At 71.4% G+C, this 26,130-nt stretch carries 27 protein-coding genes, 1 pseudogene and 1 riboswitch; of the genes and pseudogenes, 18 read left to right on the top strand and 10 right to left on the bottom strand.

The window, feature by feature from the left end; all coding sequences use genetic code 11:
• Positions 1-56: 56 nt before the first annotated feature.
• The 16 genes from rpsH to rplQ all read left to right on the top strand — a co-directional run bounded on the left by rpsH (position 57) and on the right by rplQ (position 10,147).
• A complete protein-coding gene (gene rpsH / locus RM572_RS24900; protein WP_027763385.1) occupies positions 57-455 on the top strand; it encodes a 30S ribosomal protein S8 in 399 nt (132 codons plus the stop codon).
• Between the two features lie 23 nt (positions 456-478).
• Positions 479-1,018: a 50S ribosomal protein L6 gene (gene rplF, locus RM572_RS24895; protein ID WP_311675642.1), complete on the top strand. Its 540-nt coding sequence runs from the start codon at positions 479-481 to the stop codon at positions 1,016-1,018.
• 3 nt (positions 1,019-1,021) lie between these two features.
• Positions 1,022-1,405: a 50S ribosomal protein L18 gene (rplR, locus tag RM572_RS24890; protein ID WP_311675641.1), complete on the top strand. Its 384-nt coding sequence runs from the start codon at positions 1,022-1,024 to the stop codon at positions 1,403-1,405.
• Between the two features lie 43 nt (positions 1,406-1,448).
• On the top strand, positions 1,449-2,048 hold the full coding sequence (gene rpsE / locus RM572_RS24885; RefSeq protein WP_027763382.1) for a 30S ribosomal protein S5: 600 nt from the start codon (positions 1,449-1,451) through the stop codon (positions 2,046-2,048).
• A complete protein-coding gene (gene rpmD / locus RM572_RS24880; RefSeq protein WP_027763381.1) occupies positions 2,048-2,230 on the top strand; it encodes a 50S ribosomal protein L30 in 183 nt (60 codons plus the stop codon). The genes rpsE and rpmD overlap by 1 nt, the downstream gene beginning before the upstream one ends.
• Position 2,231: 1 nt before the next feature.
• The gene (gene rplO / locus RM572_RS24875) at positions 2,232-2,696 is read left to right on the top strand and encodes a 50S ribosomal protein L15 (RefSeq protein ID WP_311675640.1); all 465 of its coding nucleotides are present in this window, start codon (positions 2,232-2,234) and stop codon (positions 2,694-2,696) included.
• Positions 2,697-2,897: 201 nt separating this feature from the next.
• On the top strand, positions 2,898-4,211 hold the full coding sequence (gene secY / locus RM572_RS24870; RefSeq protein ID WP_311675639.1) for a preprotein translocase subunit SecY: 1,314 nt from the start codon (positions 2,898-2,900) through the stop codon (positions 4,209-4,211).
• The gene (locus tag RM572_RS24865) at positions 4,211-4,861 is read left to right on the top strand and encodes an adenylate kinase (RefSeq protein WP_311675638.1); all 651 of its coding nucleotides are present in this window, start codon (positions 4,211-4,213) and stop codon (positions 4,859-4,861) included. The genes secY and RM572_RS24865 overlap by 1 nt, the downstream gene beginning before the upstream one ends.
• A gap of 210 nt (positions 4,862-5,071) precedes the next feature.
• The gene (gene map / locus RM572_RS24860; RefSeq protein WP_136182820.1) at positions 5,072-5,917 is read left to right on the top strand and encodes a type I methionyl aminopeptidase; all 846 of its coding nucleotides are present in this window, start codon (positions 5,072-5,074) and stop codon (positions 5,915-5,917) included.
• Positions 5,918-6,091: 174 nt separating this feature from the next.
• On the top strand, positions 6,092-6,313 hold the full coding sequence (gene infA, locus RM572_RS24855) for a translation initiation factor IF-1 (RefSeq protein WP_003948620.1): 222 nt from the start codon (positions 6,092-6,094) through the stop codon (positions 6,311-6,313).
• 71 nt (positions 6,314-6,384) lie between these two features.
• The gene (rpmJ, locus tag RM572_RS24850; RefSeq protein WP_003956441.1) at positions 6,385-6,498 is read left to right on the top strand and encodes a 50S ribosomal protein L36; all 114 of its coding nucleotides are present in this window, start codon (positions 6,385-6,387) and stop codon (positions 6,496-6,498) included.
• A gap of 218 nt (positions 6,499-6,716) precedes the next feature.
• Entirely contained in the window at positions 6,717-7,097 is a 381-nt protein-coding gene (gene rpsM / locus RM572_RS24845) for a 30S ribosomal protein S13 (protein WP_027763376.1), read from the top strand.
• 67 nt (positions 7,098-7,164) lie between these two features.
• Positions 7,165-7,569: a 30S ribosomal protein S11 gene (gene rpsK / locus RM572_RS24840; protein ID WP_016473404.1), complete on the top strand. Its 405-nt coding sequence runs from the start codon at positions 7,165-7,167 to the stop codon at positions 7,567-7,569.
• 26 nt (positions 7,570-7,595) lie between these two features.
• Positions 7,596-8,222, top strand: coding sequence for a 30S ribosomal protein S4 (rpsD, locus tag RM572_RS24835; RefSeq protein ID WP_027763375.1), 627 nt, complete (start codon positions 7,596-7,598; stop codon positions 8,220-8,222).
• Between the two features lie 114 nt (positions 8,223-8,336).
• Complete coding sequence (locus RM572_RS24830; RefSeq protein WP_027763374.1) at positions 8,337-9,362, top strand: DNA-directed RNA polymerase subunit alpha; 1,026 nt, start codon at positions 8,337-8,339, stop codon at positions 9,360-9,362.
• 275 nt (positions 9,363-9,637) lie between these two features.
• Complete coding sequence (rplQ, locus tag RM572_RS24825) at positions 9,638-10,147, top strand: 50S ribosomal protein L17 (RefSeq protein ID WP_311675637.1); 510 nt, start codon at positions 9,638-9,640, stop codon at positions 10,145-10,147.
• A gap of 84 nt (positions 10,148-10,231) precedes the next feature.
• Here rplQ and RM572_RS24820 read toward each other — a convergent pair.
• Together RM572_RS24820 and RM572_RS24815 are read right to left on the bottom strand one after the other, a co-directional pair.
• A pseudogene (locus tag RM572_RS24820) lies at positions 10,232-11,752 on the bottom strand (FAD-dependent oxidoreductase); the annotation flags it as partial.
• Positions 11,753-11,761: 9 nt separating this feature from the next.
• On the bottom strand, positions 11,762-12,682 hold the full coding sequence (locus RM572_RS24815; protein ID WP_311675635.1) for an AurF N-oxygenase family protein: 921 nt from the start codon (positions 12,680-12,682) through the stop codon (positions 11,762-11,764).
• A gap of 149 nt (positions 12,683-12,831) precedes the next feature.
• Here RM572_RS24815 and truA point away from each other — a divergent pair, with 149 nt between their 5' ends.
• Positions 12,832-13,689 carry a tRNA pseudouridine(38-40) synthase TruA gene (gene truA / locus RM572_RS24810; protein ID WP_311675634.1) on the top strand — a complete coding sequence of 286 codons (858 nt, stop codon included), beginning with the start codon at positions 12,832-12,834 and terminating at the stop codon, positions 13,687-13,689.
• A gap of 99 nt (positions 13,690-13,788) precedes the next feature.
• Here the strand turns inward: truA and RM572_RS24805 are convergent, their stop codons facing one another.
• The 5 genes from RM572_RS24805 to RM572_RS24785 all read right to left on the bottom strand — a co-directional run bounded on the left by RM572_RS24805 (position 13,789) and on the right by RM572_RS24785 (position 17,586).
• Positions 13,789-15,126, bottom strand: a complete 1,338-nt coding sequence (locus RM572_RS24805; protein WP_311675633.1) for a hypothetical protein — start codon at positions 15,124-15,126, stop codon at positions 13,789-13,791.
• A 5-nt stretch (positions 15,127-15,131) separates the two neighbouring features.
• Positions 15,132-15,473: a hypothetical protein gene (locus RM572_RS24800; RefSeq protein ID WP_311675632.1), complete on the bottom strand. Its 342-nt coding sequence runs from the start codon at positions 15,471-15,473 to the stop codon at positions 15,132-15,134.
• Positions 15,474-15,597: 124 nt separating this feature from the next.
• Positions 15,598-15,999 (bottom strand): (2Fe-2S) ferredoxin domain-containing protein, encoded by a 402-nt coding sequence (locus RM572_RS24795; protein WP_311675631.1) that lies wholly within the window; start codon positions 15,997-15,999, stop codon positions 15,598-15,600.
• Between the two features lie 59 nt (positions 16,000-16,058).
• A riboswitch (cobalamin riboswitch) is annotated at positions 16,059-16,181 on the bottom strand.
• Positions 16,142-16,516: a hypothetical protein gene (locus RM572_RS24790; protein WP_311675630.1), complete on the bottom strand. Its 375-nt coding sequence runs from the start codon at positions 16,514-16,516 to the stop codon at positions 16,142-16,144. (Overlaps the previous riboswitch by 40 nt.)
• 2 nt (positions 16,517-16,518) lie before the next feature.
• Positions 16,519-17,586 (bottom strand): polysaccharide deacetylase family protein, encoded by a 1,068-nt coding sequence (locus RM572_RS24785; RefSeq protein WP_311675629.1) that lies wholly within the window; start codon positions 17,584-17,586, stop codon positions 16,519-16,521.
• A 147-nt stretch (positions 17,587-17,733) separates the two neighbouring features.
• On the opposite strand from RM572_RS24785, the gene RM572_RS24780 reads away from it, so the two are divergent.
• Positions 17,734-19,359 (top strand): putative glycoside hydrolase, encoded by a 1,626-nt coding sequence (locus RM572_RS24780; protein ID WP_311675628.1) that lies wholly within the window; start codon positions 17,734-17,736, stop codon positions 19,357-19,359.
• Here the strand turns inward: RM572_RS24780 and RM572_RS24775 are convergent.
• The 3 genes from RM572_RS24775 to RM572_RS24765 form a co-directional block, all read right to left on the bottom strand.
• Positions 19,343-22,231 (bottom strand): helix-turn-helix transcriptional regulator, encoded by a 2,889-nt coding sequence (locus tag RM572_RS24775; protein ID WP_311675627.1) that lies wholly within the window; start codon positions 22,229-22,231, stop codon positions 19,343-19,345. The two genes, RM572_RS24780 and RM572_RS24775, sit on opposite strands and share 17 nt — an antisense overlap.
• Before the next feature lie 317 nt (positions 22,232-22,548).
• The gene (locus RM572_RS24770) at positions 22,549-24,090 is read right to left on the bottom strand and encodes a S8 family peptidase (RefSeq protein WP_311675626.1); all 1,542 of its coding nucleotides are present in this window, start codon (positions 24,088-24,090) and stop codon (positions 22,549-22,551) included.
• Positions 24,091-24,243: 153 nt separating this feature from the next.
• On the bottom strand, positions 24,244-25,878 hold the full coding sequence (locus RM572_RS24765; RefSeq protein WP_311675625.1) for a M28 family metallopeptidase: 1,635 nt from the start codon (positions 25,876-25,878) through the stop codon (positions 24,244-24,246).
• Positions 25,879-26,130 lie beyond the last annotated feature (252 nt).

Below are 26,130 nucleotides of genomic sequence, written 5' to 3'. Positions count from 1 at the left end.
GGGGAGAAGGACGGAGCAGACAGGAAACCCCGGCGAGAGAGGCCGAAGGCCAGCACATGACCATGACCGATCCGATCGCAGACATGCTGACGCGTCTGCGAAACGCGAACTCGGCGTACCACGACACCGTCGCGATGCCGCACAGCAAGATCAAGTCGCACATCGCGGAGATCCTCCAGCAGGAGGGTTACATCACCGGCTGGAAGACCGAGGACGCCCCCGTGGGCAAGTCCCTCGTCCTCGAGCTGAAGTTCGGCCCGAACCGTGAGCGTTCGATCGCCGGCATCAAGCGGATCTCGAAGCCGGGTCTTCGGGTCTACGCAAAGTCCACCAACCTGCCGAAGGTTCTCGGCGGCCTGGGCGTGGCGATCATCTCCACGTCCCACGGTCTCCTGACCGGCCAGCAGGCACAGAAGAAGGGTGTGGGCGGGGAAGTCCTCGCCTACGTCTGGTAACGGAAGGGAACGGAGGTAAAGCCATGTCGCGAATCGGCAAGCTCCCCATCCAGGTTCCCGCCGGTGTGGACGTCACCCTCGATGGACGCAAGGTCGACGTGAAGGGTCCGAAGGGCTCCCTCACGCACACGATCGCCGCGCCCATCGAGATCGCCAAGGGCGAGGACGGCGTGCTCAGCGTCACCCGCCCGAACGACGAGAGCCGGAACAGGGCCCTGCACGGCCTGTCCCGCACGCTGGTGGCGAACATGATCACTGGCGTGACCCAGGGTTACACCAAGGCTCTCGAGATCAGCGGTGTCGGTTACCGCGTCCAGGCCAAGGGCTCCAACCTGGAGTTCTCGCTGGGTTACAGCCACCCGATCCTGATCGAGGCGCCGGAAGGCATCTCGTTCAAGGTCGAGTCGCCGACCAAGTTCTCGGTCGAGGGCATCGACAAGCAGAAGGTCGGCGAGGTCGCCGCGAACATCCGCAAGCTGCGCAAGCCCGACCCGTACAAGGCCAAGGGCGTGAAGTACGCGGGCGAGGTCATCCGCCGCAAGGTCGGAAAGGCTGGTAAGTAAGCCATGGCATACGGCGTGAAGATCGCTAAGGGCGACGCCTACAAGCGCGCCGCCGCCAAGCGCCGGCACATTCGCATCCGGAAGAAGATCTCGGGCACGCCCGAGCGTCCTCGTCTGGTCGTGACGCGCTCGAACCGCCACATGGTGGCGCAGGTCATCGACGACATCAAGGGCCACACCGTGGCCTCCGCGTCGTCGCTGGACAGCTCCATCCGGAGCGGTGAGGGCGACAAGAGCTCGCAGGCCGAGAAGGTCGGCGCCCTGGTCGCCGAGCGTGCGAAGGCCGCGGGTGTCGAGGCCGTCGTCTTCGACCGCGGTGGAAACAAGTACGCAGGGCGGATTGCCGCTCTGGCTGACGCCGCCCGCGAAGCCGGGCTCAAGTTCTGAGCCGGTTCCGCGGACGCGGACGGAAACGAGAGAGGTAATTCCAATGGCTGGACCCCAGCGCCGCGGTGGCGGCGCCGGTGGCGACCGCCGGGACCGCAAGGGCCGGGACGGCGGCGCCGCCGCCGAGAAGACGGCGTACGTCGAGCGCGTCGTCGCGATCAACCGAGTCGCCAAGGTTGTGAAGGGTGGTCGTCGCTTCAGCTTCACCGCGCTGGTCGTGGTGGGCGACGGTGACGGCACCGTGGGTGTCGGTTACGGCAAGGCCAAGGAGGTGCCGTCTGCCATCGCCAAGGGCGTCGAGGAGGCGAAGAAGCACTTCTTCAAGGTCCCCCGCATCCAGGGCACCATCCCGCACCCGATCCAGGGTGAGGAGGCCGCGGGTGTCGTGCTGCTCAAGCCGGCGTCGCCCGGTACCGGTGTGATCGCCGGTGGCCCGGTGCGTGCCGTGCTGGAGTGCGCGGGCATCCACGACGTGCTGAGCAAGTCGCTCGGCTCGGCCAACCCGATCAACATCGTGCACGCCACGGTCGCCGCTCTGCGGGGCCTGCAGCGTCCCGAGGAGATCGCCGCCCGTCGTGGCCTGCCGCTCGAGGACGTGGCTCCCGCCGCTCTGCTGCGGGCGCGTGCCGGGGTGAATGCGTAATGGCTCGCCTGAAGATCACGCAGACGCGTTCCGTCATCGGGACCAAGCAGAACCACCGGGACACGCTGCGGACCCTCGGTCTGAAGCGTGTGAACGACGTCTCCGTCAAGGAGGCCCGTCCCGAGGTCGTCGGCATGGTGCACACCGTGCGTCACCTCGTGACGGTCGAGGAGGTCGACTGAGATGGCTGAGCCGCAGGGCGACAAGCCGCTGAAGGTCCACAACCTCCGGCCGGCCCCCGGCGCCAAGACCGCCAAGACCCGTGTCGGTCGTGGTGAGGCGTCCAAGGGCAAGACCGCGGGTCGTGGCACCAAGGGCACGAAGGCCCGCTACCAGGTTCCCGAGCGCTTCGAGGGCGGGCAGATGCCGCTGCACATGCGGCTGCCCAAGCTCCGGGGCTTCAAGAACCCGGCGCACAAGAACTTCCAGGTGGTGAACCTCGAGAAGCTCGCCGTCCTCTACCCGAAGGGTGGCGAGGTGACCGTGGCCGACCTGGTCGCCAAGGGCGCCGTGCGCAAGAACGAACTGGTGAAGGTGCTCGGCGACGGAGAGGTCTCCGTGGCGCTGCAGGTGACCGTCGACAAGGTCTCCGGCTCCGCCAAGGAGAAGATCACCGCCGCCGGTGGAACCGTCACCGAGCTCGTCTGAGTTCGTTTGACCGGCTGACCGGGGGTGTCCCATGGGCATCCCCGGTCAGCTGTTGCCGGGGTCGGCCAGCGGTCGTGATGGTTCCGTCACGAGTGGTCGTTCCCCGGGCCCGTCGCCGCCGGTAAGGTGGCGTGCACTGTTGATCCGACCCCCAAGACCGTCCCTCTCGCGCGTTCGTGCCGGGAGGTCGCAGGAGGCACCGTGCTCACCGCGTTCGCCCGGGCGTTCCAGACGCCCGACCTGCGCAAGAAGCTGCTGTTCACGCTGGGCATCATCGTGCTCTTCCGCGTCGGGGCGCACGTCCCGGTACCTGGCGTCAGCTTTGAGAACGTCAACCAGTGCATGGACATGGCCGAGTCCAACAGCGGCCTGTTCGGTCTGGTGAACATGTTCAGCGGCGGTGCGTTGCTGCAGCTCACCATCTTCGCGCTCGGCATCATGCCGTACATCACCGCCAGCATCATTCTCCAGCTGCTGGTCGTGGTGATTCCCCGGCTGGAGCAGCTGAAGAAGGAAGGACAGTCCGGCCAGGCCAAGATCACGCAGTACACGCGTTACCTGACCGTGGCGCTGTCCGTCCTGCAGGCGACCGGTCTGGTCGCGACCGCCCGCAGTGGCGCGCTCTTCCCGCAGTGCCCGGTGGGCAGGGAGATCGTCCCGAACGACGGCATCTTCACCACCGTGGTGATGGTGATCTGCATGACGGCGGGTTCGGGTCTGATCATGTGGCTCGGTGAGCTCATCACCGACCGCGGCATCGGCAACGGCATGTCCATCCTGATGTTCATCTCCATCGCGGCCGGTTTCCCCGGCGCGCTGTGGGCCATCAAGCAGCAGGGCAAGCTCGCCGGCGGCTGGATCGAGTTCGGCGTCGTGATTCTCGCGGGCCTCGCGATGGTCGTCCTGGTCGTCTTCGTCGAGCAGGCGCAGCGCCGCATTCCGGTGCAGTACGCGAAGCGCATGATCGGCCGGCGTTCCTACGGCGGCACCTCGACGTACATTCCGCTGAAGGTCAACCAGGCCGGCATCATTCCTGTGATTTTCGCCTCGTCCCTGCTCTACATTCCCGCTCTGGTGGTGCAGTTCAGCAACTCCCAGGCGGGCTGGGCGGACTGGATCCAGGCCAACCTGACGCAGCAGAGTTCCCCGCTCTACATCAGCGTGTACTTCCTCCTGATCGTCTTCTTCGCCTTCTTCTACGTGGCCATCACGTTCAACCCCGAAGAAGTTGCAGACAACATGAAGAAGTATGGTGGCTTCATCCCGGGCATCCGTGCGGGACGCCCCACGGCCGAGTACCTGAGCTATGTGCTGAACCGCATCACGTGGCCCGGCTCGCTCTACCTGGGTCTGATCGCTCTGGTGCCCACCGTCGCGCTGGTTGGTTTCGGTGCTCAGCAGAACTTCCCGTTCGGTGGCACGAGCATTCTCATCATCGTCGGTGTGGGGCTCGAGACCGTGAAGCAGATCGAGAGCCAGCTGCAGCAGCGCCATTACGAAGGGTTCCTCCGCTGATGCGAATCGTCCTCGTCGGACCGCCGGGTGCGGGTAAGGGCACGCAGGCCGCGTACCTCGCCGAGAACCTGTCGATCCCGCACATCTCCACGGGCGACCTCTTCCGCGCCAACATCTCCCAGGGCACGCCGCTCGGACGGCAGGCCAAGGAGTTCATGGACGCGGGGCGCCTGGTGCCGGACGAGGTCACCATCGGAATGGCCGAGGACCGCATGCAGCAGGAGGACGCCTCCGGCGGCTTCCTGCTGGACGGGTTCCCGCGGAACATCGGCCAGGCCGAGGCGCTGGACGGCTACCTCGACGCCCACGAGCTGAAGCTCGACGCGGTGCTGGACCTGGAGGTCCCCGAGGAGGAGGTCGTCAAGCGGATCGCCGGCCGGCGCATCTGCCGTACCGACTCCAGCCACGTCTTCCACGCGGAGTACGCGCCGCCGAAGGCCGACGGGGTCTGCGACAAGTGCGGCGGTGAGCTGTACCAGCGCGAGGACGACAGCGAGGCGACCGTGCGCAAGCGGCTCGCCGTGTACCACAGCGAGACCGAGCCGATCATCGACTACTACAAGGCGCAGGGCCTGGTGACCACCATCTCCGGGCTCGGCGCCGCGGCCGAGGTCACGCAGCGGGCGATGTCCGCGCTGGGGCGCGACTAGCGGTCGTCCCCGGCCCGGGCCGCGTCCGGCTTCGCGCCGCCGTGCCCGACGGCCGTTCCCTCGGTCCACCGGGCACCCCGCGTGCCCGGGGGCCGGCCCCGCCCCCCGGGGTGCCCGTGAGGTCCTGGCGGTCTCCCGGCTTTCGGGAAGGGGCGGGGACGGGGAGAATTCCACGCAGCAGCGCCCACGGGCAGGAGGCGACAGAACACCATGGTCGAGATCAAGACCCCTGAGCAGATCGCGAAGATGCGCGCCGCGGGGCTGGTCGTCGCCGCCATGCACAAGGCGTGCCGCGAAGCCGCCGTCCCCGGCGCGACGACGAAGGACCTGGACGACGTCGCCGCCAAGGTGCTCGCGGAGCACGACGCCAAGCCGAACTTCCTCGGTTACGGCGGTTTCCCCGGCAACATCTGCACCTCGGTCAACGACGTCGTCGTCCACGGCATCCCCAGCAAGGACACCGTCCTCAAGAACGGCGACCTGCTGTCCATCGACGCCGGGGCGATCATCGACGGCTGGCACGGCGACGCCGCGATCACCGTCTTCGTCGGCGAGGGCCACGCCCCCGAGCTGCACGAGCTGAGCCGGGTGACCGAGGAGTCCATGTGGGCCGGCCTCGCCGCCGTCCGCAAGGGTCACCGGCTTGCCGACATCTCCCGGGCCATCGAGGGCTACATCCGCCGCCAGCCGCGGCCGGCCTCCGGCAAGTACGGGATCATCGAGGACTACGGCGGCCACGGCATCGGCTCGCAGATGCACATGGACCCGCACCTGCTGAACTACGTCGACCGGCGCCGCCTCATCGGCCGGCACAACCCGAAGCTGGTGCCGGGCATGGCTCTGGCCATCGAGCCCATGGTCGGCCTGGGGACGCCGAAGACGCACGTGCTCTCGGACGAGTGGACCGTCCTCACCGACGACGGCACGTGGTCCAGCCACTGGGAGCACTCGATCGCCCTGACCGAGCAGGGTCCGCTGGTGCTCACCGCGCCGGACGGCGGCCGGGCCAAGCTGGCCGAGCTGGGCGTCACCACGGCCCCCGACCCGCTCGGGTAACGGGACGGTCTCGAAGAGACGTCGTTCCCGACGCTTAACGATCTTCCTCCCGGGGGATACTTCCCCGATTCGTCTTTCCGGGTGCCGTGAAGTAGACTTGCTCGTCGGTCCGGGTGTCTTTGTATGCCCCGGACCACCCCAGGTAGCCGATCCCGGAAGGTGAAGCGCTCAAGCATGGCCAAAAAACAAGGGGCCATCGAGATCGAGGGCACGGTCGTCGAGTCTCTCCCGAACGCGATGTTCAAGGTGGAGCTGCAGAACGGCCACCAGGTCCTTGCGCACATCAGCGGCAAGATGCGGATGCACTACATCCGTATCCTTCCCGACGACCGGGTCGTGGTGGAGCTGTCTCCCTACGACCTGACGCGCGGGCGGATCGTCTACCGCTACAAGTAGATCTTGCAGACGCCCTGAGCCGGAATCCTCCGGTGCAGGGCGTCGGCACTGACCCGGAGAACCTCACTTTCATGAAGGTCAAGCCGAGCGTCAAGAAGATCTGCGACAAGTGCAAGGTGATCCGCCGTCACGGCCGGGTCATGGTCATCTGCGACAACCTGCGCCACAAGCAGCGCCAGGGCTGAACGCAGCCGACCCTCGCCTTCGCACCTCGCTCGCAACTCTTCGCGCGACGCAAGCGAAAAGTACATACGCAGTCACCCGACCCCCCGCTCGCCGAGAACGCACAGCCGGTGGGGACGACACCCTCGGTCGGAGGCCGAGGACCCGGCTCGTAACTCCCCCGGGAGACCTACGGGAACGGTGCTGCGCCAGACCTCCGCAGAAATCAGGAGCCACATACATGGCACGCCTCGCAGGCGTTGACCTCCCGCGCGACAAGCGCGTCGAGGTCGCCCTCACCTACGTCTTCGGCATCGGCCGTACGCGGTCCCAGGAGACCCTGGCCGCCACCGGCGTCAGCCCGGACACCCGCGTCCGGGACCTCGCCGAGGAGGACCTGGTCAAGATCCGCGAGTACGTGGACAACAACCTCCAGGTGGAGGGTGACCTCCGCCGTGAGATCCAGGCCGACATCCGCCGCAAGGTCGAGATCGGCAGCTACCAGGGTCTGCGCCACCGTCGGGGCCTCCCGGTCCACGGCCAGCGCACGAAGACCAACGCGCGTACCCGCAAGGGCCCGCGTCGCGCGATCGCCGGCAAGAAGAAGCCGGGCAAGAAGTAGTCCACTGCGGACACGCTGACCAGCGGTCCCGCTGTCGGACCGACCACCTCCACGGGAGTGAACCTCTATGCCTCCGAAGGGCCGTACGGCCGGCGCCAAGAAGGTGCGCCGCAAGGAGAAGAAGAACGTCGCCCACGGGCACGCTCACATCAAGAGCACGTTCAACAACACCATCGTCTCGATCACCGACCCGACCGGCAACGTGATCTCCTGGGCCTCGGCCGGCCACGTCGGCTTCAAGGGCTCGCGCAAGTCCACGCCGTTCGCCGCGCAGATGGCCGCGGAGAACGCCGCGCGTCGCGCCCAGGAGCACGGCATGCGCAAGGTCGACGTCTTCGTGAAGGGTCCCGGCTCCGGCCGTGAGACCGCGATCCGCTCCCTCCAGGCCACCGGCCTCGAGGTCGGATCCATCCAGGACGTCACCCCGACCCCGCACAACGGCTGCCGCCCGCCGAAGCGTCGCCGAGTCTGACCATCAGGAAGTAGGAGATCTAGACAATGGCGCGTTACACCGGGGCCGACTGCAAGCGTTGCCGTCGGGAGAAGCAGAAGCTCTTCCTCAAGGGAGCTAAGTGCGAGAGCGCGAAGTGCCCGATCGAGATCCGTCCTTACCCCCCGGGTGAGCACGGGCGCGGGCGCACCAAGGACTCCGAGTACCTGCTGCAGAAGCGCGAGAAGCAGAAGGCTGCTCGCATCTACGGCGTGCTGGAGAAGCAGTTCCGCGGGTACTTCAACGAGGCCAACCGCCAGCAGGGCAAGACGGGTGAGAACCTGCTGCGCATCCTCGAGACCCGCCTCGACAACGTGGTCTACCGGGCCGGCTTCGCCAAGTCCCGCGACCACGCCCGTCAGCTGGTCCGTCACGGGCACATCGAGGTGAACGGTCGCAAGACCGACATCCCCTCCGCCCGCGTCGTCCCCAGCGACATCATCCAGGTCCGCGAGTCCTCCCGGAACATGACCCCGTTCCAGGTGGCTCAGGCCGAGGCCGGCGACAAGACCGTCCCCGCGTGGCTCGAGGCCATCCCCTCGCAGCTGCGGATCCTGGTCCACTCGCTGCCCGAGCGCCCGGTGATCGACACCCAGGTGCAGGAGCAGCTGATCGTCGAGCTCTACTCGAAGTAATTCGGGTCACGCTCGGTAACGGGGCGGGCGGTACGCGGCCATTCGGCCGGTACCGCCCGTACCCTGTCAGTACGGCATCAAATAGCGGTTGCCGCAGACTGGAGGCACACACCCATGCTGATCGCTCAGCGCCCCTCACTGACCGAAGAGGTCGTCGACGAGTTCCGCTCCCGGTTCGTCATCGAGCCGCTGGAGCCGGGCTTCGGCTACACCCTCGGCAACTCCCTTCGTCGCACGCTCCTCTCCTCGATCCCCGGTGCCGCCGTGACGAGCATCCGGATCGACGGCGTCCTGCACGAGTTCACCACCGTGCCGGGGGTCAAGGAGGACGTCACCGACCTCATCCTCAACATCAAGAGCCTCGTCGTCTCCTCCGAGCACGACGAGCCGGTCGTGATGTACCTGCGCAAGCAGGGCCCGGGCGTCGTCACCGCCGCCGACATCGCGCCGCCGGCCGGTGTCGAGGTGCACAACCCCGACCTGGTGCTCGCCACGCTGAACGGCAAGGGCAAGCTCGAGATGGAGCTGACCGTCGAGCGCGGTCGCGGCTACGTCTCCGCCGTCCAGAACAAGCAGGTGGGCCAGGAGATCGGCCGCATCCCGGTCGACTCCATCTACTCGCCCGTCATGAAGGTCACCTACAAGGTCGAGGCGACCCGTGTCGAGCAGCGCACCGACTTCGACAAGCTGATCGTCGACGTCGAGACCAAGCAGGCCATGCGCCCGCGTGACGCGATGGCCTCGGCCGGCAAGACCCTGGTCGAGCTGTTCGGCCTGGCCCGCGAGCTCAACGTCGACGCCGAGGGCATCGACATGGGCCCGTCGCCGACGGACGCCGCCCTGGCGGCGGACCTCGCGCTCCCGATCGAGGAGCTCGAGCTCACCGTCCGTTCCTACAACTGCCTCAAGCGCGAGGGCATCCACTCCGTGGGCGAGCTCGTGGCGCGTTCCGAGGCGGACCTGCTCGACATCCGCAACTTCGGTGCGAAGTCGATCGACGAGGTCAAGGCGAAGCTGGCCGGCATGGGCCTGGCCCTCAAGGACAGCCCGCCCGGATTCGACCCGACCGCCGCGGCGGACGCCTTCGGCGCCGACGACGACGGTGGCGACCAGGGCTTCGTGGAGACCGAGCAGTACTGAGCCGGCCGGAAACGGCAGGCAGGCAAAGCCGAGAGCGGACCGTCCCGGCGTCCACGGACGCCGGGACCGGCCCGAGAGCGGCGAGCGGGCGGCACGCGCTGCGGCCGCCCGCAGCACGACTTCCGGCCTCCGGGCCGGGCGACCGGCCGGCTCCCACCGGCCGGCTCCGGGGCGGCGGTACGCCGACCGTCCCGGGCCCGTGCGGACGGCCCGTCCGTACGGACCCCTGACACCGGTACCTGACACGGCCGGTGCAGTAACCAAGGAGAAGCACCATGCCGAAGCCCACCAAGGGTGCCCGTCTGGGCGGCAGCGCCGCGCACCAGAAGGCCATGCTGGCGAACCTCGCCACCGACCTTTTCGAGCACGGCCGCATCACCACCACCGAGGCGAAGGCCCGCCGCCTGCGCCCGGTCGCGGAGCGTCTGATCACCAAGGCGAAGAAGGGCGACCTTCACAACCGCCGCCAGGTCATGCGCACGATCCTGGACAAGGGCGTCGTGCACACGCTCTTCACCGAGATCGGTCCCCGCTACGAGAACCGTCCGGGTGGCTACACCCGCATCACCAAGATCGGTAACCGCCGCGGCGACAACGCCCCGATGGCGGTCATCGAGCTGGTGGAGGCCCTCACCGTGCAGCAGACGGCTGTCGGCGAGGCCGAGGCGGCGACGAAGCGGTCCGTGAAGGAGGCCGACGAGAAGAAGGCCGCCGACGCGGAGAAGGTCGACGTCACCAAGGACGAGGCTGCCGACGAGGCCGCCGAGGAGTCCAAGGACGCCTGACGCGCCCCGCAACTGCGAACGGGCCCGCACCCCCGAGGGGTGCGGGCCCGTTCGCATGCGGGCCGGGGGCGAGGGGAGACCTCACCGTCGGCGACGGCGGCGGGCCAGCCGGGTGAACGCACGCGGGGAGCGGCCCAGCGAGGGAAGCGCACCGGCGACCGCGTCGGCCAGCAGCGTCCCCACGGTCTCCGCCGCACACGCGCGGTTCGCCCCGATCCCCCCGGACGCCCCCCGCTTGATCCATCCCACCACGTAGCTGCCCGGACGGCCGGACACGCGGCCGCCCTCGTGCGGCACCGTTCCGGTGGCCTCGTCGAAGGGGAGCCCGGCGACCGGCCTCCCCCGGTGGCCGACCGCCCGGAGGACCGTGCCGGTGGGGAGCGCCACGTCACCGTGCGGCCCCGAAACACGAATCGCGCGCACCGCCCCGCCCGCGCCGCAGACCTCCACCGGCGCCGAGTGGAAGCGGAAGACGATGCGCCGCGCGTCCCCTGCCGGGGGCCGCGTCCAGTCCACGGCCTCCCGCGTCATGCCGCGCAGCACGCCCGCCGTGCCGTGCGTCCCGGTGGCCGCGTCGACCGCCGCGCCCACCCGGGGGTCGTGGGCGTCCAGGACCAGGTCCACGCCCGGCAGGTGCCGCAGTGCGGCCAGCTCCGACCGGGTGTACGCCGCGTCCTCAGGTCCGCGCCGCCCGAGCACGACCACCTCCCGCACGCGGCTGCGCCGGAGCGCGGCCAGCGCGTGCCCGGCGATCTCGGTGGCGGCCAGCTGCTCCGGTTCGGTGACGAGGATGCGGGCGACGTCGAGCGCGACGTTGCCGTTGCCGACGACCACGACGCGCTCGGCGGACAGGTCGACGGCGTCCGGGGCCACGTCCGGGTGGCCGTTGTACCAGGAGACGAAGGTGGTCGCCGGGATGCTGCCGTCGAGGTCCTCGCCGGGGATGCCGACCCGGCGGTCGGCGGAGGCGCCCACGGCCCAGACGACCGCGTCGTGGTGGGCGGCGAGTTCGTCCGCGGTGACGTCCCGGCCGGCCTCCAGCCCCAGGTGCATCCGCACGCGGGGGTGGGTGTGGAGCCGCGCGAAGGACGCGCCGATCCTGCGGGTGGAGAGGTGGTCGGGCGCCACGCCGTACCGCACGAGGCCGCCGGCCGTGGGCAGCCGGTCGATCAGCGTGACCTCGGCCGGCGTGTGCAGCAGCAGGTCCTCGGCGGCGTACATGCCCGCCGGCCCGGTGCCGACCACGGCCACCCGCAGCGGCCCGAAGTCGGACGGCAGCGTGCGGTCGAACGTCGGCCGGCCCCAGGCGTGGAAGACGGGGCCGTGGTCGGCCGTCCCGCCGGGGGAGGCGGCGTCCGCGAAGTACGCGGCGTTGAGGTCGGCGTACTCCTGCTGCGCCGGAGGCAGCCGGTCCACGGGGAAGACCGCCTCCACCGGGCAGGCGTCCGCGCAGGCACCGCAGTCGATGCAGGTCCGCGGGTCGATGTGCAGCATCTCGGTGCTGCCGAAGGCCCGTTCCTGCAGCGTCGGGCGGATGCAGTTCACCGGGCAGACGGCCACGCAGGCGGCGTCGTTGCAGCAGGTCTGGGTGATCGCGTAGGCCATGGGGTCCGCTCAGATCAGGTGGGCGCGCCGGTAGAAGACCAGCGCCGGCTTGGTGAGCAGACCGCAGGAGGAGAGGAACTCCATCAGGCCCGAGCAGCTGGAGCGCATCATCGCCTTGTGGTGCTCGTTGGTCTTCGCCTCGCGGACCGCCCGCTCCTCGTCGAGGCCGGCGTTCGCGTAGACCTCGGGGTGCACCATGCTGGTGACGATCACGTACGCGGCGACCGCGATGACGAAGGCGTGGATCGTGCGGCGGGTGCGGCCGGCGCGCGCGAGGTGCCGACGGGTCTCGTCCCGGGCGAACTTCATGTGCCGGGACTCCTCGACGACGTGGATGTTGTTGATGGTGCGCACGAACGGCACGACCCGTTCGTCGCGCATCCAGTCGCGCTGCATCACGTCGAGGACCTCTTCGGCGACGAGGATCGCGGCGTACGCGGCCTCGCCGAAGGCGACGGTCTTGAAGGCGCGGCCGAGTTCGACGGCGACGCGGTGCGGGCGGTAGGCGGGAGCGCGCAGCTTCTTCGCGCCGCGGGCGAACATGAGGGAGTGGCGGCACTCGTCGGCGATCTCGGTGAGCGCCCACTGCACCGTCTCGTCCGTCGGGTCCTTGGCGTAGATGTCCCGGAGCACCATCTGCTGGAGGATCATCTCGAACCATATGCCGGTGCTGGCCACCGACGCGGCCTCCTGCCGGGTCAGCTCCTTGCGTTGCGCCTCGGTCAGCTCGTTCCAGTACGGCGTCCCGTAGAGCGTGCTCCACTCGGGGCTGGCGCCGTGGAAGTCCTCGTCGAGGGGCGTCTCCCAGTCGACCTCGGTGGCCGGGTCGTAGGAGAGCCGGGCGGAGGAGTCGAGCAGCCGCTGCGCGAGGTGGTCCTCGCGGGGCCGTGCGTCGGCTCCGTTCTCCGGCCGAACGGTGCTGCCTGCCATGCTGGGCTCCCTGATGCGCGTCGTCGTGATCCGGCCCTGGCTTGTTGACGACCTGTATAGCAAGAACTCCCGACGATGCCTACCCCCGAGTAAGGAACGGGCGCGGAGGGCCGTCACGCGCGCCGGGGCGTGGTGAGAGGATCGGGTGCGTGAGTGACGACGTGGAGCCCGGCCTCGTCCGGGTACGGCTCGACCTGAGCTACGACGGCAAGGACTTCTCCGGCTGGGCCCGCCAGAAGGGCGGGCAGCGCACCGTCCAGCAGGAGATCGAGGACGCGCTGCGTGTCGTGCTGCGCCTGGACGCCGCACCGCCGCTCACCGTCGCCGGCCGCACCGACGCGGGCGTCCACGCCCGCGGCCAGGTCGCCCACGTCGACCTTCCCGCGGACCTGTGGGCCGAGCAGGGCGGCCAACTGCTGCGCCGCCTCGCCGGACGGCTGCCCATGGACGTCCGCGTGCACCGGGTCGCCGAGGCGCCGCCCCACTTCGACGCGCGCTTCTCCGCCATCTGGCGGCGCTACGCGTACCGCGTCTGCGACCATCCCGGGGGCGTCGACCCGCTGCGCCGCGGCCACGTGCTCTGGCACAACTGGCCCCTGGACCTCGACGCGATGAACGCCGCCGCCGACGCGCTGCTCGGCGAACACGACTTCGCCGCCTACTGCAAGAAGCGCGAGGGCGCCACCACCATCCGCACCCTCCGGCGGCTGCACTGGGTCCGGCAGCCCGACGGCGTCCTGGAAGCGACCGTCCTGGCGGACGCGTTCTGCCACAACATGGTCCGGTCGCTGGTCGGCGCGATGCTGTTCGTCGGCGACGGTCACCGGCCCTCCGAGTGGCCCGGCAAGGTCCTCGCGGCGGGCGTCCGCGACTCCGCCGTCCACGTCGTCCGCCCGCACGGCCTCACCCTCGAGGAGGTCGGCTACCCCGCGGACGCCGACCTCGCGGCTCGCAACGCCGCCTCCCGCAACAAGCGCACGCTGCCGGGAGCCTCCGGCTGCTGCTGACCGGAGGTGTGCCGACGAACTCCACGAGATCCACCGCCGGTCCGTCGGCCGTACGGCCTGACGGGACCGTCCCGGCGGCTGCCGAGCCCCCGGCGCCGGTCAGCGGAGCGGCGCCGTCGCCTCGTCCAGCCGGGCGTCGAAGCGGCGCGCGTAGGCCTGGGCGTCGTCGCTCCGCCAGTACGGCCCGCCGTTGTACCGCGCGGCGAGCTCCTGCATCTGCGCACGTGTCATCTGCTCGGCCGGCACGTCCGCGAAGCCGCTCTCCGCCTTCATCTGCGCCAGGTACTCGGAGGCGATGAAGACGTTCTGCGCCGGGTCCTTGATCGCGTCCTCGACCCGCGCCCGCTGGTCGTCGGTGAGGTGGTGCGGGTCGTAGCCGAGGACCTCGGCGCCGCGCCGGACCTGCACGGCGAGCGGCCCCATCGACGTCTGGTCGGCCTCCCCGGTGCCGGGCACGAGCTGCCGCACCTCGTCGGCCACGTCGTCCACCACCGCCGGCGCGCCCCCGACCTCCTGCCACGCGATGCCCGCGACCATCTCGGGCGGCAGCCCGGAGTGGTGGGCGGCGGCCCTGATCAGCGCGCTGTTGGCGTCGACGTAGGCCCGGAGGGTCTCCTCCGAGTCCGAGGGCAGGAGGTAGCTGATGCCCTTCGCGTCGGGGTGTTCCGCCGCCAGTGACCGGATGCGCTCCAGCTTCTCGTTCACGACGCGCGCGTCGCTGAGGGACGGGATCGCGTCGGTCTTGACGCCGGTGCCGGGAAGCTGCGCGTGGGGGTCGTCCGCGGCCTGCCGCGTCTCCTCCCGGAGAAGGCCGAGACTGCCCAGGATCTCCGCGGAGTCGCCGGAGCCGCCGCGGAACTCGGGGAGCGAGGCGTACGCCGTCCGCAGCTCGGCGAGGCAGCGGCTCCGCGCCTCCGACTCGACGCGCTGCGCGTCCTCGTAGGCGTCGTTCGCCTGCCGGTAGTGGCGTTCGGCGTCCTCCCGGATCGCGTCGACGTCGACGCCGATCTCACCGATCCGGTCCAGCAGGCCGGAGGAGTCGCGCAGATCCTCCCACTCCCGCATCGGGCTCTGCGCACCGGTCAGACGCGTGAGCAGGGTCGACTCCCGTGCGACGACCTCGGCCAGCTTCCGTTCGGAGAACTCGCCGTCGTCGAAGTGGCGTTGCGCCGTCGTCACGGCCTCGGCGTAGTCGGCCAGCGCCTGCCAGGCCTTGCGGAAACCGGCCGACAGGCCGTCCACGAGCTGCTTCGCCTCGTCCAGGCGCTTCACGTAGTGCTGCTGCGACGTGCTGACCCAGTCGACGCGGCCGGCCTTGAGGAAGGCGTCGTCCGTCGAGTCGGCGAGCCGGTGCAGCCGCGCGAACTCGTCGGCGTTGCGCTCGATGAGCGCCGGGTTGGCGTCGGCGAGGAACGCGACGTCGGCTCGGTGGGCCATCGCGGTCACCTGTCCTCGGGGTCGACGAGCCGCCCGGACTGCAGGATGCCGTCCAGGGCCCGCTGGGAGTCCTCGTCCGCGCGGGCGTAGGCGTGGCCCGTCGCCTCGAGCTTCGTCGCGAGGGCGGCCAGCAGCAGGACGGCGTCGGCGTACTGGTCGCGGGCGAACGTCGCGAACCGGTGCACGGACTCCGCCACCTCGGGATGCGACCGCGGCACCCGGCACATCGTGGCGTTCTCGCCGTCCATCCGTCCGGCGTGGAGGAGTCCCGCGACCTCGAGGAGCAGGTGTGAACTGCCGTCGATGGATGCGGCGCTCGCCGAGAATCCGCCCCCGTGCGTCGTCATGCGTCTCCCCGTTCCGTACCCTGCGTGGCGCGCCGACCAGTGTAGGCAGCGGCCGAGCGAGGGACGCGCGGAAAGATCACCTACGGCCCGTTGTCACCGCATACGTCTCCGCCGGATCCTCACCTCAGCGTGCGTCGCCGGGCAGCGGGGCCGCCGCCGACCCGGGTTCCGTGGCACGGCGCGGTGGGGTGAAGGTGTGCAGGTCGAGAACGGCGGGCGGGGGAGCGACCCCCGGGCCGCCGGCCCGGAGCCAGGCGGCGACGTCCTCGGTCGCCTCGGCGCTGTTGACCAGCGCCAGCCAGACGGGACGTCCGCCCGCGGCGCGCCCCTCGGCCGACGGCTGCACCACGACCACGTTCGCCTGGTCGCACACGTCCAGGCACTCGGACACCCGCACGGGCGCCTCCTGCCGCAGCCGCGCGAGCTGTTCGGCGTGGTCCACGCCGGTGATTTTGTGGCTGCCGCAGCAGCAGTCCCGGCACACCGTGACGCGGCACGGCACCTGTTCGGACGACCTCCCGGGCATGCTGCCCACGCTCCCCTCCGGGGAAGTCCGCCCCGGTTCGTCGAGGGGCGACCGCGGGGAGTCTCCTGGCTCTCGGGTCGCTGCTCGTCCCGGCCTTCCCGCCCCGCCGGGGGCAGTGGCCTGTCCGGGATCCGCTCGCCGATCACAGTGGCGGGACCGCGCCGGATTCGCACCGGCTTCCTCGTTCCGCCGTCGCCTTGTCGCCGGGCATCGTTCCACACCCCGGCTGCGCGCCGGGGGCACTCCGTGGGAGCGGGGCGTTCAGTCGGGGAGCGAGGAAGCCCGTGTCCAGGGGCGGGTAGGGGGCAGGGAGGTTCAGCTTGCCGCCGAATTCGACGGAGGTGACCGCCGTGGAGTGGCTGCGGGTCGAGCCACCCGCCGTGACGACCGGTTCCGTGTACGCGTAGGCGTGCCCGTCCTCGCGGTTGAGGAGCACGTACACGGGGACGCCCGCTGCGGCGTAGGTGCGCAGTCTTGGGCCGGTGTCCGTCTCGTGGTCGAGCGGGGAAGCCCGCACGGTCAGTACGGCTGGGCGCGGTTCTCGAAGGGGGCGGCGAGGGAGGGCTCGCGGTCGGCGGGGAAGGAGACGCGGTCCGGGTCGCCGTCGGAGGTGTAGCGGGCGACGGTGCCGTCCGCGAGCTTGTCGAGCCAGGAGGCGGAGGCGAAGTTCGCGTCGGGGCCGTCCGGGCCCTGGGAGCGGATGCGGGGGATCGCCGCCGGGTCGAAGTCCGAGGAGAAGGGGGACGGCGCGGGGTTGGCGCCGACCAGGTAGACCCCGGCGTGCCGGTAGTCGGTGTCGCCGGAGGAGCCCTCGACGGCGAGCCCGGCGTCGGAGGGCATCGAGCCGTTGGGCAGGGCGAGGGAGTCCACGGTGACGTCGTCCGGGAGGGCGTCGGTGATGGCCTTCTGGTTGCGGGCGACGGCGCGCTGGACCTCGGAGCCGGAGACCGTGCCGAGGGTGGTGTGCCGCAGGGTGTGGTTGCCGATCTCGAAGCCGTGGTCGTGCAGCCAGCCCAGCGTGCGCTGCCCGCCGGGTTCGGCGAACGGGTCGCCGTTGACGAAGAAGGTCGCGACCGGGCGGAAGTCCGGGTGCTTCGCCGCGACGTCGTGGAGGACGGCGACGGCGGTGTCCGGCTTCGGCTTCCCGGAGGCGTCGAGCGCGAGCTGGCTGACGGTGGAGTCGTCGAAGGTGAGGACGACGGGGTGGGTGCCCGCGGGGATGTCGATGCGGCCGCCGGTCAGTGCGCGGGCCGTGACCGGGACGTAGTCCTCGCGGGCGAGGCGTTCCAGTTCGGCGCGGAAGTCCTCGGGGGTGCGGTCGTAGACGCTCTGCGGATCGTCGACGATCTGGTGGTACATCAGCACCGGTACGGCGCCGAGTTCGTCGGCGTCGACGGCGGCCGGGTCGGGCGCGGAGGGGGACGGCGACGGGCTGTCCCGTTCGCCGCCGGCCGTGTCCGCCGCACCTGGCGCGCGTTCCGCTTTCCGGTCCTCCGGCTCGTCCGGTGCGGTGTTCCCGGCGCATCCCGCGAGGGTCAGGAGCGCGGCCGCGGCTGCCGCCGCGCCGAGCCGGAGTGGACGAACCATGATTGGCCTCCTGCCGCGCCAGGGAAGTATGAAGAGACGACAGTGGCATTGTTGCCGGGAGTCGAGCGGTCGAATCGTCCGAGGCGGCAGCCCTGTTCAGGCTGACGTCACGTCAGACATGTCCCCTCGAACGGCAGGTGATCGCGCGTGCAGACCAGTCCACCCGGAGCGGGAAGGCGCAGGAGCTTCGTCCAGGTCCTCGGCCGCAGACGTCTCGCGATCCTCGCCGTCATGCTGGTGGTGGTCGGCTGCGCGGGCCTGGCCGCCTTCGCGTTCCGGTCCGTCCCGCCCCAGATACGCGTGGCGGGTCTGGAGAACGGCGGTGTGCTGAACGGCGCGGAGACGAAGAACGGCCGCCTGGAACTGGTCGCGCAGGGCGGCACGTCGCTGGACGGCCTCACCGTCTCCCTCGACGGCGAGCCCGCGAAGACCCGTCGGGACGGCGACCGCCTCCTCGTCGAGACGCCCGGGCTGGACGACGGCGCGCACGAACTGACCGTCGCCGCCGACGGGAACCTCGGCCTCACGCAGACCACCCGGCGCTCCTTCACCGTCGACACCACCGCGCCGCGCCTGACCATCGAGAAGGCGCAGGCCGAGTCGCTGCGCGCGCCCGCGACCATCCGCGGACACGTCGAGGGCGCGCGGACGGTCACCGTCGGCGGGGCGGAGGTGAAGGTCGGCGACGACGGCGCGTTCTCCCACCGCCTGGCCGAACCCGCCCCCGAGGTCGAGGTCCGTGCGGTCGACGAGGGCGGCAACGAGACGGCCGAGAACGCCACGGTTCTCGTGCCCTACCCCGACACCCGGGCCGTGCACATCACGGCCATCGGCTGGACGTCGAAGGCCCTGCGCGATCCCATCCTGAAGATGGCCGAGGAGGGGCGGATCAACGCCGTCCAGCTCGACATCAAGGACGAGGACGGCGAGATCGGCTACGACTCGCAGGTCCCGCTGGCGCGGAAGATCGGAGCCGCCAAGGGCTACTACGACGCGAAGAAGGCCCTCCGCGAACTCCACGAGCGGGACGTGCGCGTGGTGGGCCGCATCGTCGCCTTCCGCGACCCGATCCTGGCCAGGGCGTCCTGGAAGTCCGGTGCCCGCGAGCGCGTGGTGCAGGACGCGAACGGCGCCCCGTACGGGGGCGGCGGGCACTACGGGAAGCTGTCGTTCACCAACTTCGCGAACGAGGAGGTCCGCGAGTACAACATGGACCTCGCCGTGGAGGCCGCCGAACTCGGCTTCGACGACATCCTGTACGACTACGTGCGCCGCCCCGACGGCCGGATGAGCAGTTTCACCTTCCCTGGGCTCGGCGACCGGAAGCCGACGGAGAGGATCGCCTCCTTCATGGCCGAGACCCGTGAACGGGTGCGCCCCGAGGGCGCGTTCCTCGGCGCCTGCGTCTTCGGGGTGGCGGCCACCCGCCCGACGGAGATCGCGCAGGACATCCCGGCCATGGCCGAGCACTCCGACTACATCGCGCCCATGGTCTACCCCTCGCACTGGGCGGCCGGCGAGTACGGCGTGTCGAACCCCAACGCCGACCCGTACAAGATCGTGAAGCGGTCGCTGGCGGACTTCGAGAAGCAGGCGAAGGGCAGCGGTGCCGTGATCGTGCCGTGGCTCCAGGACTTCTCGCTCGGCGTCGCCTACGGCGACGACGAGGTGGCGGCGCAGGTGAAGGCGGCCCGCGACAACGGGATGGACTCCTTCATCCTCTGGAACGCCGGAGCCCGCTACCACGCAGGGGGGCTCACTCCGAGGAGGTGACGCCGGCGTCCGCACGTCCCGCACCCGAGCGCAGCCACGTGCCGAGCTGGGTGCGGGACCGGATGCCGAGCTTGCGGTAGATGCGGGTCAGCGACGCCTCGATGGTCTTGACGCTCAGGAACATCCGCGCCGCCACCTCCTGGTTGGTCGCCCCCTCGCCGACCAGGGCCGCGATGCGGGCCTCGTTGTCCGTCAGCACGCGGCGCGGCGCCGGGTCACGGTCCTCGTGGGCCCCGGTGCCCTGCCGGGCGGGAGACGTACCCGCCCCGAGCCGGTCGAGGCTGCGCCCCGCCTGCTCCGCCCACGGCCGGGCACCGCACTCGGTGAACAGCTCCAGCGCCTCCGCCACGGCGGCCCGGGCGGCGGCGTGCCGACGCCGACGCCGGTCGACACGGGCACGTTCCAGCAGGCAGTGGCCACGCTCCAGCGGCTGGCCCAGCTCCTCGAACCGCCGCGCCGCGTCCCCCAGCAGCTCCAGCGCCGTGTCCGCGTCGCCGCGCGCGGCTCGGACGGCGGCCTCGGCGCGGTCGAGCTGTGCGGTGACGCCCACCCCGCGGGCACGGGAGCCCACGGCCGCCCGTGCGGCGCGGATCACCTCCTCGGCCCGGTCGGTCTCGCCCAGCGCCGCCAGCCCGGACGCCAGGTCGCCGTGCCAGCGCAGCGCCAGCGGCGAGCACACGCCCTGCCCGCGCTCCAGGGTCTCGATGCGCAGCAGCGTCTCCACGCCGCCCCGCACGTCGCCGCCGCGCATCCGTGCCTGGCCCAGCACATGCAGGTGGCGGCCGCGGTATATGGCGTCCCGCTCCTGCGTGGAGGCCCGCAGCCCGCTCTCCGCGTACGCCACGGCGCGTCCGACGCTGCCCCCGGCGAGTTCGGCGACGGCCGCGTCCCACCAGGCGGGCCCCGGGCTGAGCGACGCCTCCTCGGTGATCCGCACCGCGCGGTCGGCGAAGTCCAGGGCGTCCCGGCAGCGGCCCGTCCGCACCGACACCTCGGCCAGGCTGCGCAGCACGTGCACCACCTCCTCGCCCGAGCCGCGCTCCACCAGCGCCAGCATGCGCAGCAGTTCCTCGCGGGCCTCGGCCAACCGGTCCTCGAACACCGCGAAGCGGGCGGCGACGAACCGGGGGGACGCGTGCAGCCAGCCGTTCAGCGGCGGTTCGGGCAGGCGCAGGGCGCGGTCGAGCACCGCCCGGTGGTCGTCGCGGCCCGTGATCACCGATACGGTCGCCCGGACGCCGAGGGCCATCGCCTCGGTGGTGGTGTCGCCCGCGGCACGGGCGTGCCCGGCCGCGGCGTCGGCCTCCCGCCCGCTGCGTTCGGGGCGCCCGTCGACCAGCGCCGACCACGAGATCCGCAGCCGCAGCGGGCCCATCAGCGCGGGGTCCCCGTCGGCGTCCAGCAGCGCGGCGGCGAACACCTCGTCCATCTCGGACAGCCCCTGCCCGGACAGGTCCAGCAGCGCGATCCGCACCCGCGTGCGCTGGGCGCGCGAGGCGTCCGCGGCGAGCACGGCGTCGGCGGCGCGGTGCACCAGCGCGGGCAGCGCCGCCGAGGCGCCCGCCTCGGCGGCGGCGACCAGCCACTCCAGGCGGGCGCTCTGCCCGGCCGGTTCGGCGGGCGTACGGTCGGCCGCGAGCAGGTACAGCTCGGCCGCCATCCGGTGCGAGCCCTGCCGGGCGGCGGCCTCGGCGGCGGTCACCAGTGAACGGACCAGCGCGGCGTCCGGGCCCGGCGCGGCGAGCGCGCGGTGCCGTACCCGGCCCGCGGCGTCGGGGACCACGGCGGCCAGCGCGGTGTGCACCTCCGCGCGGTGCGCCGCGGCGGCGTGCTCGGCGAGCACCGTGCCGACCGCCGGGGGCGTGAAGCGGACGGTGCCGCCCTCGGCGACGAGCAGCCCGGCCGCGGCGGCGAGCCGGATGTCGTGCTCGGCCTCGGCACGCCCGGCACGGCGCAGCAGGTCGACGGTGGGGCGGGTGGCGAACGCGGCGGTGAGCAGCGTCTCCCGGGCGCGGTCGGGCAGCGTGGCCAGCCGTTCGCTGATCATGTCGTGCACGCGCTGCGGCAGCGGTGCGGGCCGCCAGTGGCGGGGGATGCGGTCGGTGAACGCCCCCGCCAGCGCGAGCGCGAGGTAGGGATTGCCGCCGGAGTCGGCGTGCAGGGTGTTCGCGACGCGGGCGGGGAGGCCGTACTGGGCGAAGAGTTCGGCGAGTTCGTCGGGCGCGAGCGGGGGCAGCGGGACGACGACGGAGGCGGGGGTGGGCGTCCAGGTGGCGCTGCCGCCGTCGCCCGCGGCCATGCCCTCCGGCCACCGGCCGGCGGTGACGGCCCGTACGCCGAGCCCGGTGAGGCGGCGGGCCGCGTAGCGCAGGGCGTCCACGGTCGGGCCGTCCAGCCACTGCGCGTCGTCGACGACGAGCAGCACCGGCCGGTCGGCGGCACACCGGCCGAGCAGGCCGCGCCAGGCGAGTCGGCACACGGACTGCCCCTGTCCGCCGGCGTCGGTGGTCTGCCGGTCGCGCAGCAACACCCCGTACAGGGCCGAGCGTTGGGGCTCGGGGAGAGCGGCGAGCAGACCGACGGGCACCTGGCCGAGGAGGTCGGCCAGGCCGGCGTACGGCAGCCAGCGTTCCGTCTCCGCGCCGGAGGCGCGCAGCACCAGTTCGCCGCGGGCGGTGGCGGAGGCCGCGACGGCTTCCAGCACGGTGGACCTGCCGATGCCGCTGGGGCCGGTCAGGACGGCGCTGCCGCCGGCGGCGACGCGGGCTTCGAGCGCGGCGAGCAGTGCGGTGCGGCCCACGGGCGGGCGGTGCGGGCCGGTCTGGGGTGTCTGGGTGATCTGCTGGGTGGTGTCGGCGGCGTGGTCGGTCAACGGGCTCCCCCTCCAGCACGAGCGGGACGGCGCGCTGAGGTTAACCATCCGGTTTCCGGGACTCAATGCCCGTTCATCGAAACGTTGCGCTTCGCCCGCTGCCGGGGTGTGCGGCGTCGCGCTGACCTGGAGGGGCGGGAAGGGGTTATCACCGGATGCCATCACCTGCGCGGGGTGCGGGGTGCGGGTGTTTCGGTGCGGGTCGAACCGGGACCGGCGGCCCGGCGCTTCCGGTGCGGTGTGGCGGGACGTGCGCAGGGCGCCGGCGGGCGGGGGAGCGCGCGCCGACGCCCTGCGTTCAGGGCTGGGTCACCGGGTCACGGTGTCTCGTATCCCAGGGTGTAGCTCCCGGAGCCGCTGTAGGCGTGGACCTCGTAGCGGTAGTAGCCGGAGGAGCCGTTGTAGTCGATGTTCTCGTCGGGGCCGGCGCTGGTGGAGCCGGCGACGTCGGCCCAGTTCCAGCCGTTCCACTTCTGGAGGTAGAGGTCGAAGTCGGTGCCGTCGGGGCCGTCGAGGCAGGCGGTGTGGGTGCCGGCGGGGGCCTGGAAGTAGCTGCCGTCGGGCTGGATCGCGCTGCCGCCGCTGCTCAGCGTGCCGTTCTTGGTCTTGGCGTAGTCCGAGCAGGCGCCCGGCTCGGGGTCGGGGTCGGGCGGGGTGCCGTCGCCCACCACGCGCAGGAGGCGGTTGGGGGAGCCGCTGCCGGCGTCGGAGACCACACCGGTCGTGGCGTTCTGCACCAGGTAGTCGCGCACCTGCTGGGGCGACCAGGACGGGTTGGCACCGACCACCAGCACCGCTGCGCCCGCGACGTGCGGGGACGCCATCGACGTGCCGCTGATGGAGTTGGTGTCGGTGTCGCTGCCGATCCAGGCGGAGGTGATGTCGCTGCCCGGCGCGAAGATGTCGAGGCAGGAGCCGTAGTTGGAGAAGTACGACCGGCTGTCGTCGATGGTCGTGGCGCCGACGGTGATCGCCTCGGGCACCCGGTTCGGGGAGCCGGTGCAGGCGTTCTGGCTGTTGTTGCCCGCGGCGACGGCGTAGGTGATGCCGGAGGCGATGGAGCGCTGCACCGCGTCGTCCAGGGCGGGGGAGTTGCCGCCGCCGAGGCTCATGTTGGCGACGGACGGCCCGGAGGCGTTCTGGGTGACCCAGTCGACGCCGTCGATGACGCCGGCGTTGGTGCCGCTGCCGTCGCAGCCGAGGACCTTCACGGCGACCAGGTCGGCCTCCTTGGCGACGCCGAAGTCGTCACCCGCGGTGGTGCCGGCGACATGGGTGCCGTGGCCGTTGCAGTCGGTGTTCTGGCCGTCTCCGGTGGAGTTGTAGCCCCAGGTCGCCCGGCCGCCGAAGTCCTCGTGGGAGACGCGGATGCCGGTGTCGATGATGAAGGCGGTCACCCCGGAGGACGTGTCCGGGTAGCTGTAGCTGTCGTCCAGCGGCAGCTGCGCCTGGTCGATTCTGTCCAGGCCCCAGGACGGCGGGTTGCTCTGCGTGCCGGTGGCCTCGACACGCTGGTCGGCCTCGACGTAGGCGACGCCCGGGGCGGCGGCGATGGCGCCGGCGGCCTTCTCGTCGCCCTTCAGGGCGAACCCGTCGAGCGCGGTGGAGAAGGTGCGCGTCACCTTGCCGCCGTGCTGGTCGGTGAGCTGCTCGGCCCGGTCGACGACCGAGGGGTTGCCGTCCAGGACGACGATGTAGCGGCCCTCGACGCGGTCGGGGCTGTTCGCGGCTCGGATTTCGCCCTCGGCCGCCTGAGCGGGGGCGGCCAGGGCGCCGGCCGCGAACAGTGCGGTCAGGGACGCCGCGAGCAGCCCGCGTCTCGCGCGGGGCGGGGGTGCGGGGTGGTTTCTGTGCAGCATGCTTCCTCACTCGGATGTGTGGGGTCGGGCCGTGCGGGGGCACGGCCCGCGAGATCGTGCTGCGTTGCCGTCGTGCGGTGGTGCCGTGGTGCGGTGGTGCGGTGGTGCATGGGGGGTGCGGCCGGGCCCTCGTCACCGGGCCCGGCCGTCCGGTCAGGGGGTGTTCCAGCCGAGGCTGTAGGAGCCCGAGCCGCTGTAGGCGTGGACGCGGTAGCGGTAGTAGCCCGACGAGCCGCTGTAGTCGATGTTCTCGTCGGGGCCGGCGCTGGTGGAGCCGGCGACGTCGGCCCAGTTCCAGCCGTTCCACTTCTGGAGGTAGAGGTCGAAGTCGGTGCCGTCGGGGCCGTCGAGGCAGGCGGTGTGGGTGCCGGCGGGGGCCTGGAAGTAGCTGCCGTCGGGCTGGATCGCGCTGCCGCCGCTGCTCAGCGTGCCGTTCGCGCCGTTGTCGGCGGAGCATGCGGAGGTGCCGTTCACGGTGAGGGCGTAGCCGGCGCTGGTGGTGGACTCGCTGCCGTCGCCGGTGACGGTGACCGTGGCGCTCGATGAGGGCGCGTCGGCGGCGGCGGTGAGGGTCAGCGTCGAGGACTCGCCGGAGGTGACGGTCGCGGGGGAGAAGCTCGCGGTGACGCCGTCGGGCAGGCCCTGTGCGGAGAGCGCCACCGTCTGCGCGCTGCCCCGGGTGGTGGCGGTCGCCACGGTGGTGGTCGCCGACGCGCCGGCCTCGAGGGTGCCGGAGGCGGGCGACAGGGAGACGCTGAAGTCGTTCGCGGACCGCTGCCCGCCGACCGTCCACATCGCGTAGGCGACGGCGTCGGCGTTGCGGTTCAGCACGGTGTCGTCGATGTTGCCGAGGTCGTCGCAACTGCGGTGGTAGCACGGGTCGTACGCCTGTCCTGCGCTGCCGCCCCACATGTTCGCCTCGGACTGCGTCTTGCGGCCCTCCGCCCCGGTGAACGTGCCGCCGGCCGGGATGCCGACCCGGATGAACGGTCCGTAGTCGCTCCGGCCGTCGAAGTCGGTGCCGCGGGTGGGGACGTCGATGGTGGCGAAGTACTCCTCCAGCACGTCCTCCAGGTGCGCGGAGCCGTCCGGTCCGGGCCCGGAGCCGGTGCCGTCGGAGTTGTCGCCGTCGTAGACGAAATAGCCGCCGTTGGACGAGCCGATCATGTCGAAGTTGTAGTAGCCGGCGATCTTCTGGCGCTCGGCGGACGACAGGGTGTCCACGTAGTGCTCGGAGCCGACCAGGCCCAGCTCCTCGGCGCCCCACCAGGCGAACCGCAGGTGCTTGTCCGGCTGGTGGTCCTGACGCGCGACTTCGAGCGCGACCTCCAGGATGCCCGCCGACCCGGTGCCGTTGTCGTTGATGCCGGACCCGGCGCTCACGCTGTCCAGGTGGGCGCCCGCCATGAGCACCTGCTCCGGGTCGCCGCCCGGCCAGTCGGCTATCAGGTTGTAGCCGGTCTCGCCGAAGTAGCTGAACGTCTGGAGGGTGGTGTCGTAGCCGGCGGCGTCCAGCTTCCCGCGGACGTAGTCCACGGACGCCTTGTAGCCCGGCTCGCCGTGTGCCCGGTTCCCGCCGTTGGCGTCGGCGATGCTCTGGAACTCGGTCAGGTGCGACTTGACGTTCGCGAGCGAGATGTCCGGCACGGCCGCGGTGGCCGTGACCTCCCCGGCGCCCGGCGCGGCACCGGGGGCGTCGGCCTGCGCGGCTCCTCCGGCGAATGCGGCGCCGGACACCGACAGGGCGAGAACCGCCACCGACGCGGCCACGCGTCTGAGCTTCGGCATCCCAGCCCTCCTTCCTCTCCACCCCTGCAAGGCCACGAGCAGGGGGCGGGGCCACCGTGACCCCGTGGGTGAGCATCGGAAAGATGCGGAAGAAGTGAAATCGGGGAAAACCCTTGTCGTGCCGTGGGGTTGGCCGGGGCCGGGATGTGGTCCGGCTGGGCGGCATCGCCGGGCCCGGGTGTGGGTGTCGTGCCGGATGGCTGGTGTCGTGGTGGTGCGGGTGTAGAGGCGGGCTACGGGAGGGGGGTGGGG

Source organism: Streptomyces hazeniae, assembly GCF_031845485.1.
GTDB classification, from domain to species: Bacteria; Actinomycetota; Actinomycetes; order Streptomycetales; family Streptomycetaceae; genus Streptomyces; species Streptomyces hazeniae.
This window is presented reverse-complemented; position numbering and strand designations above follow the sequence as displayed.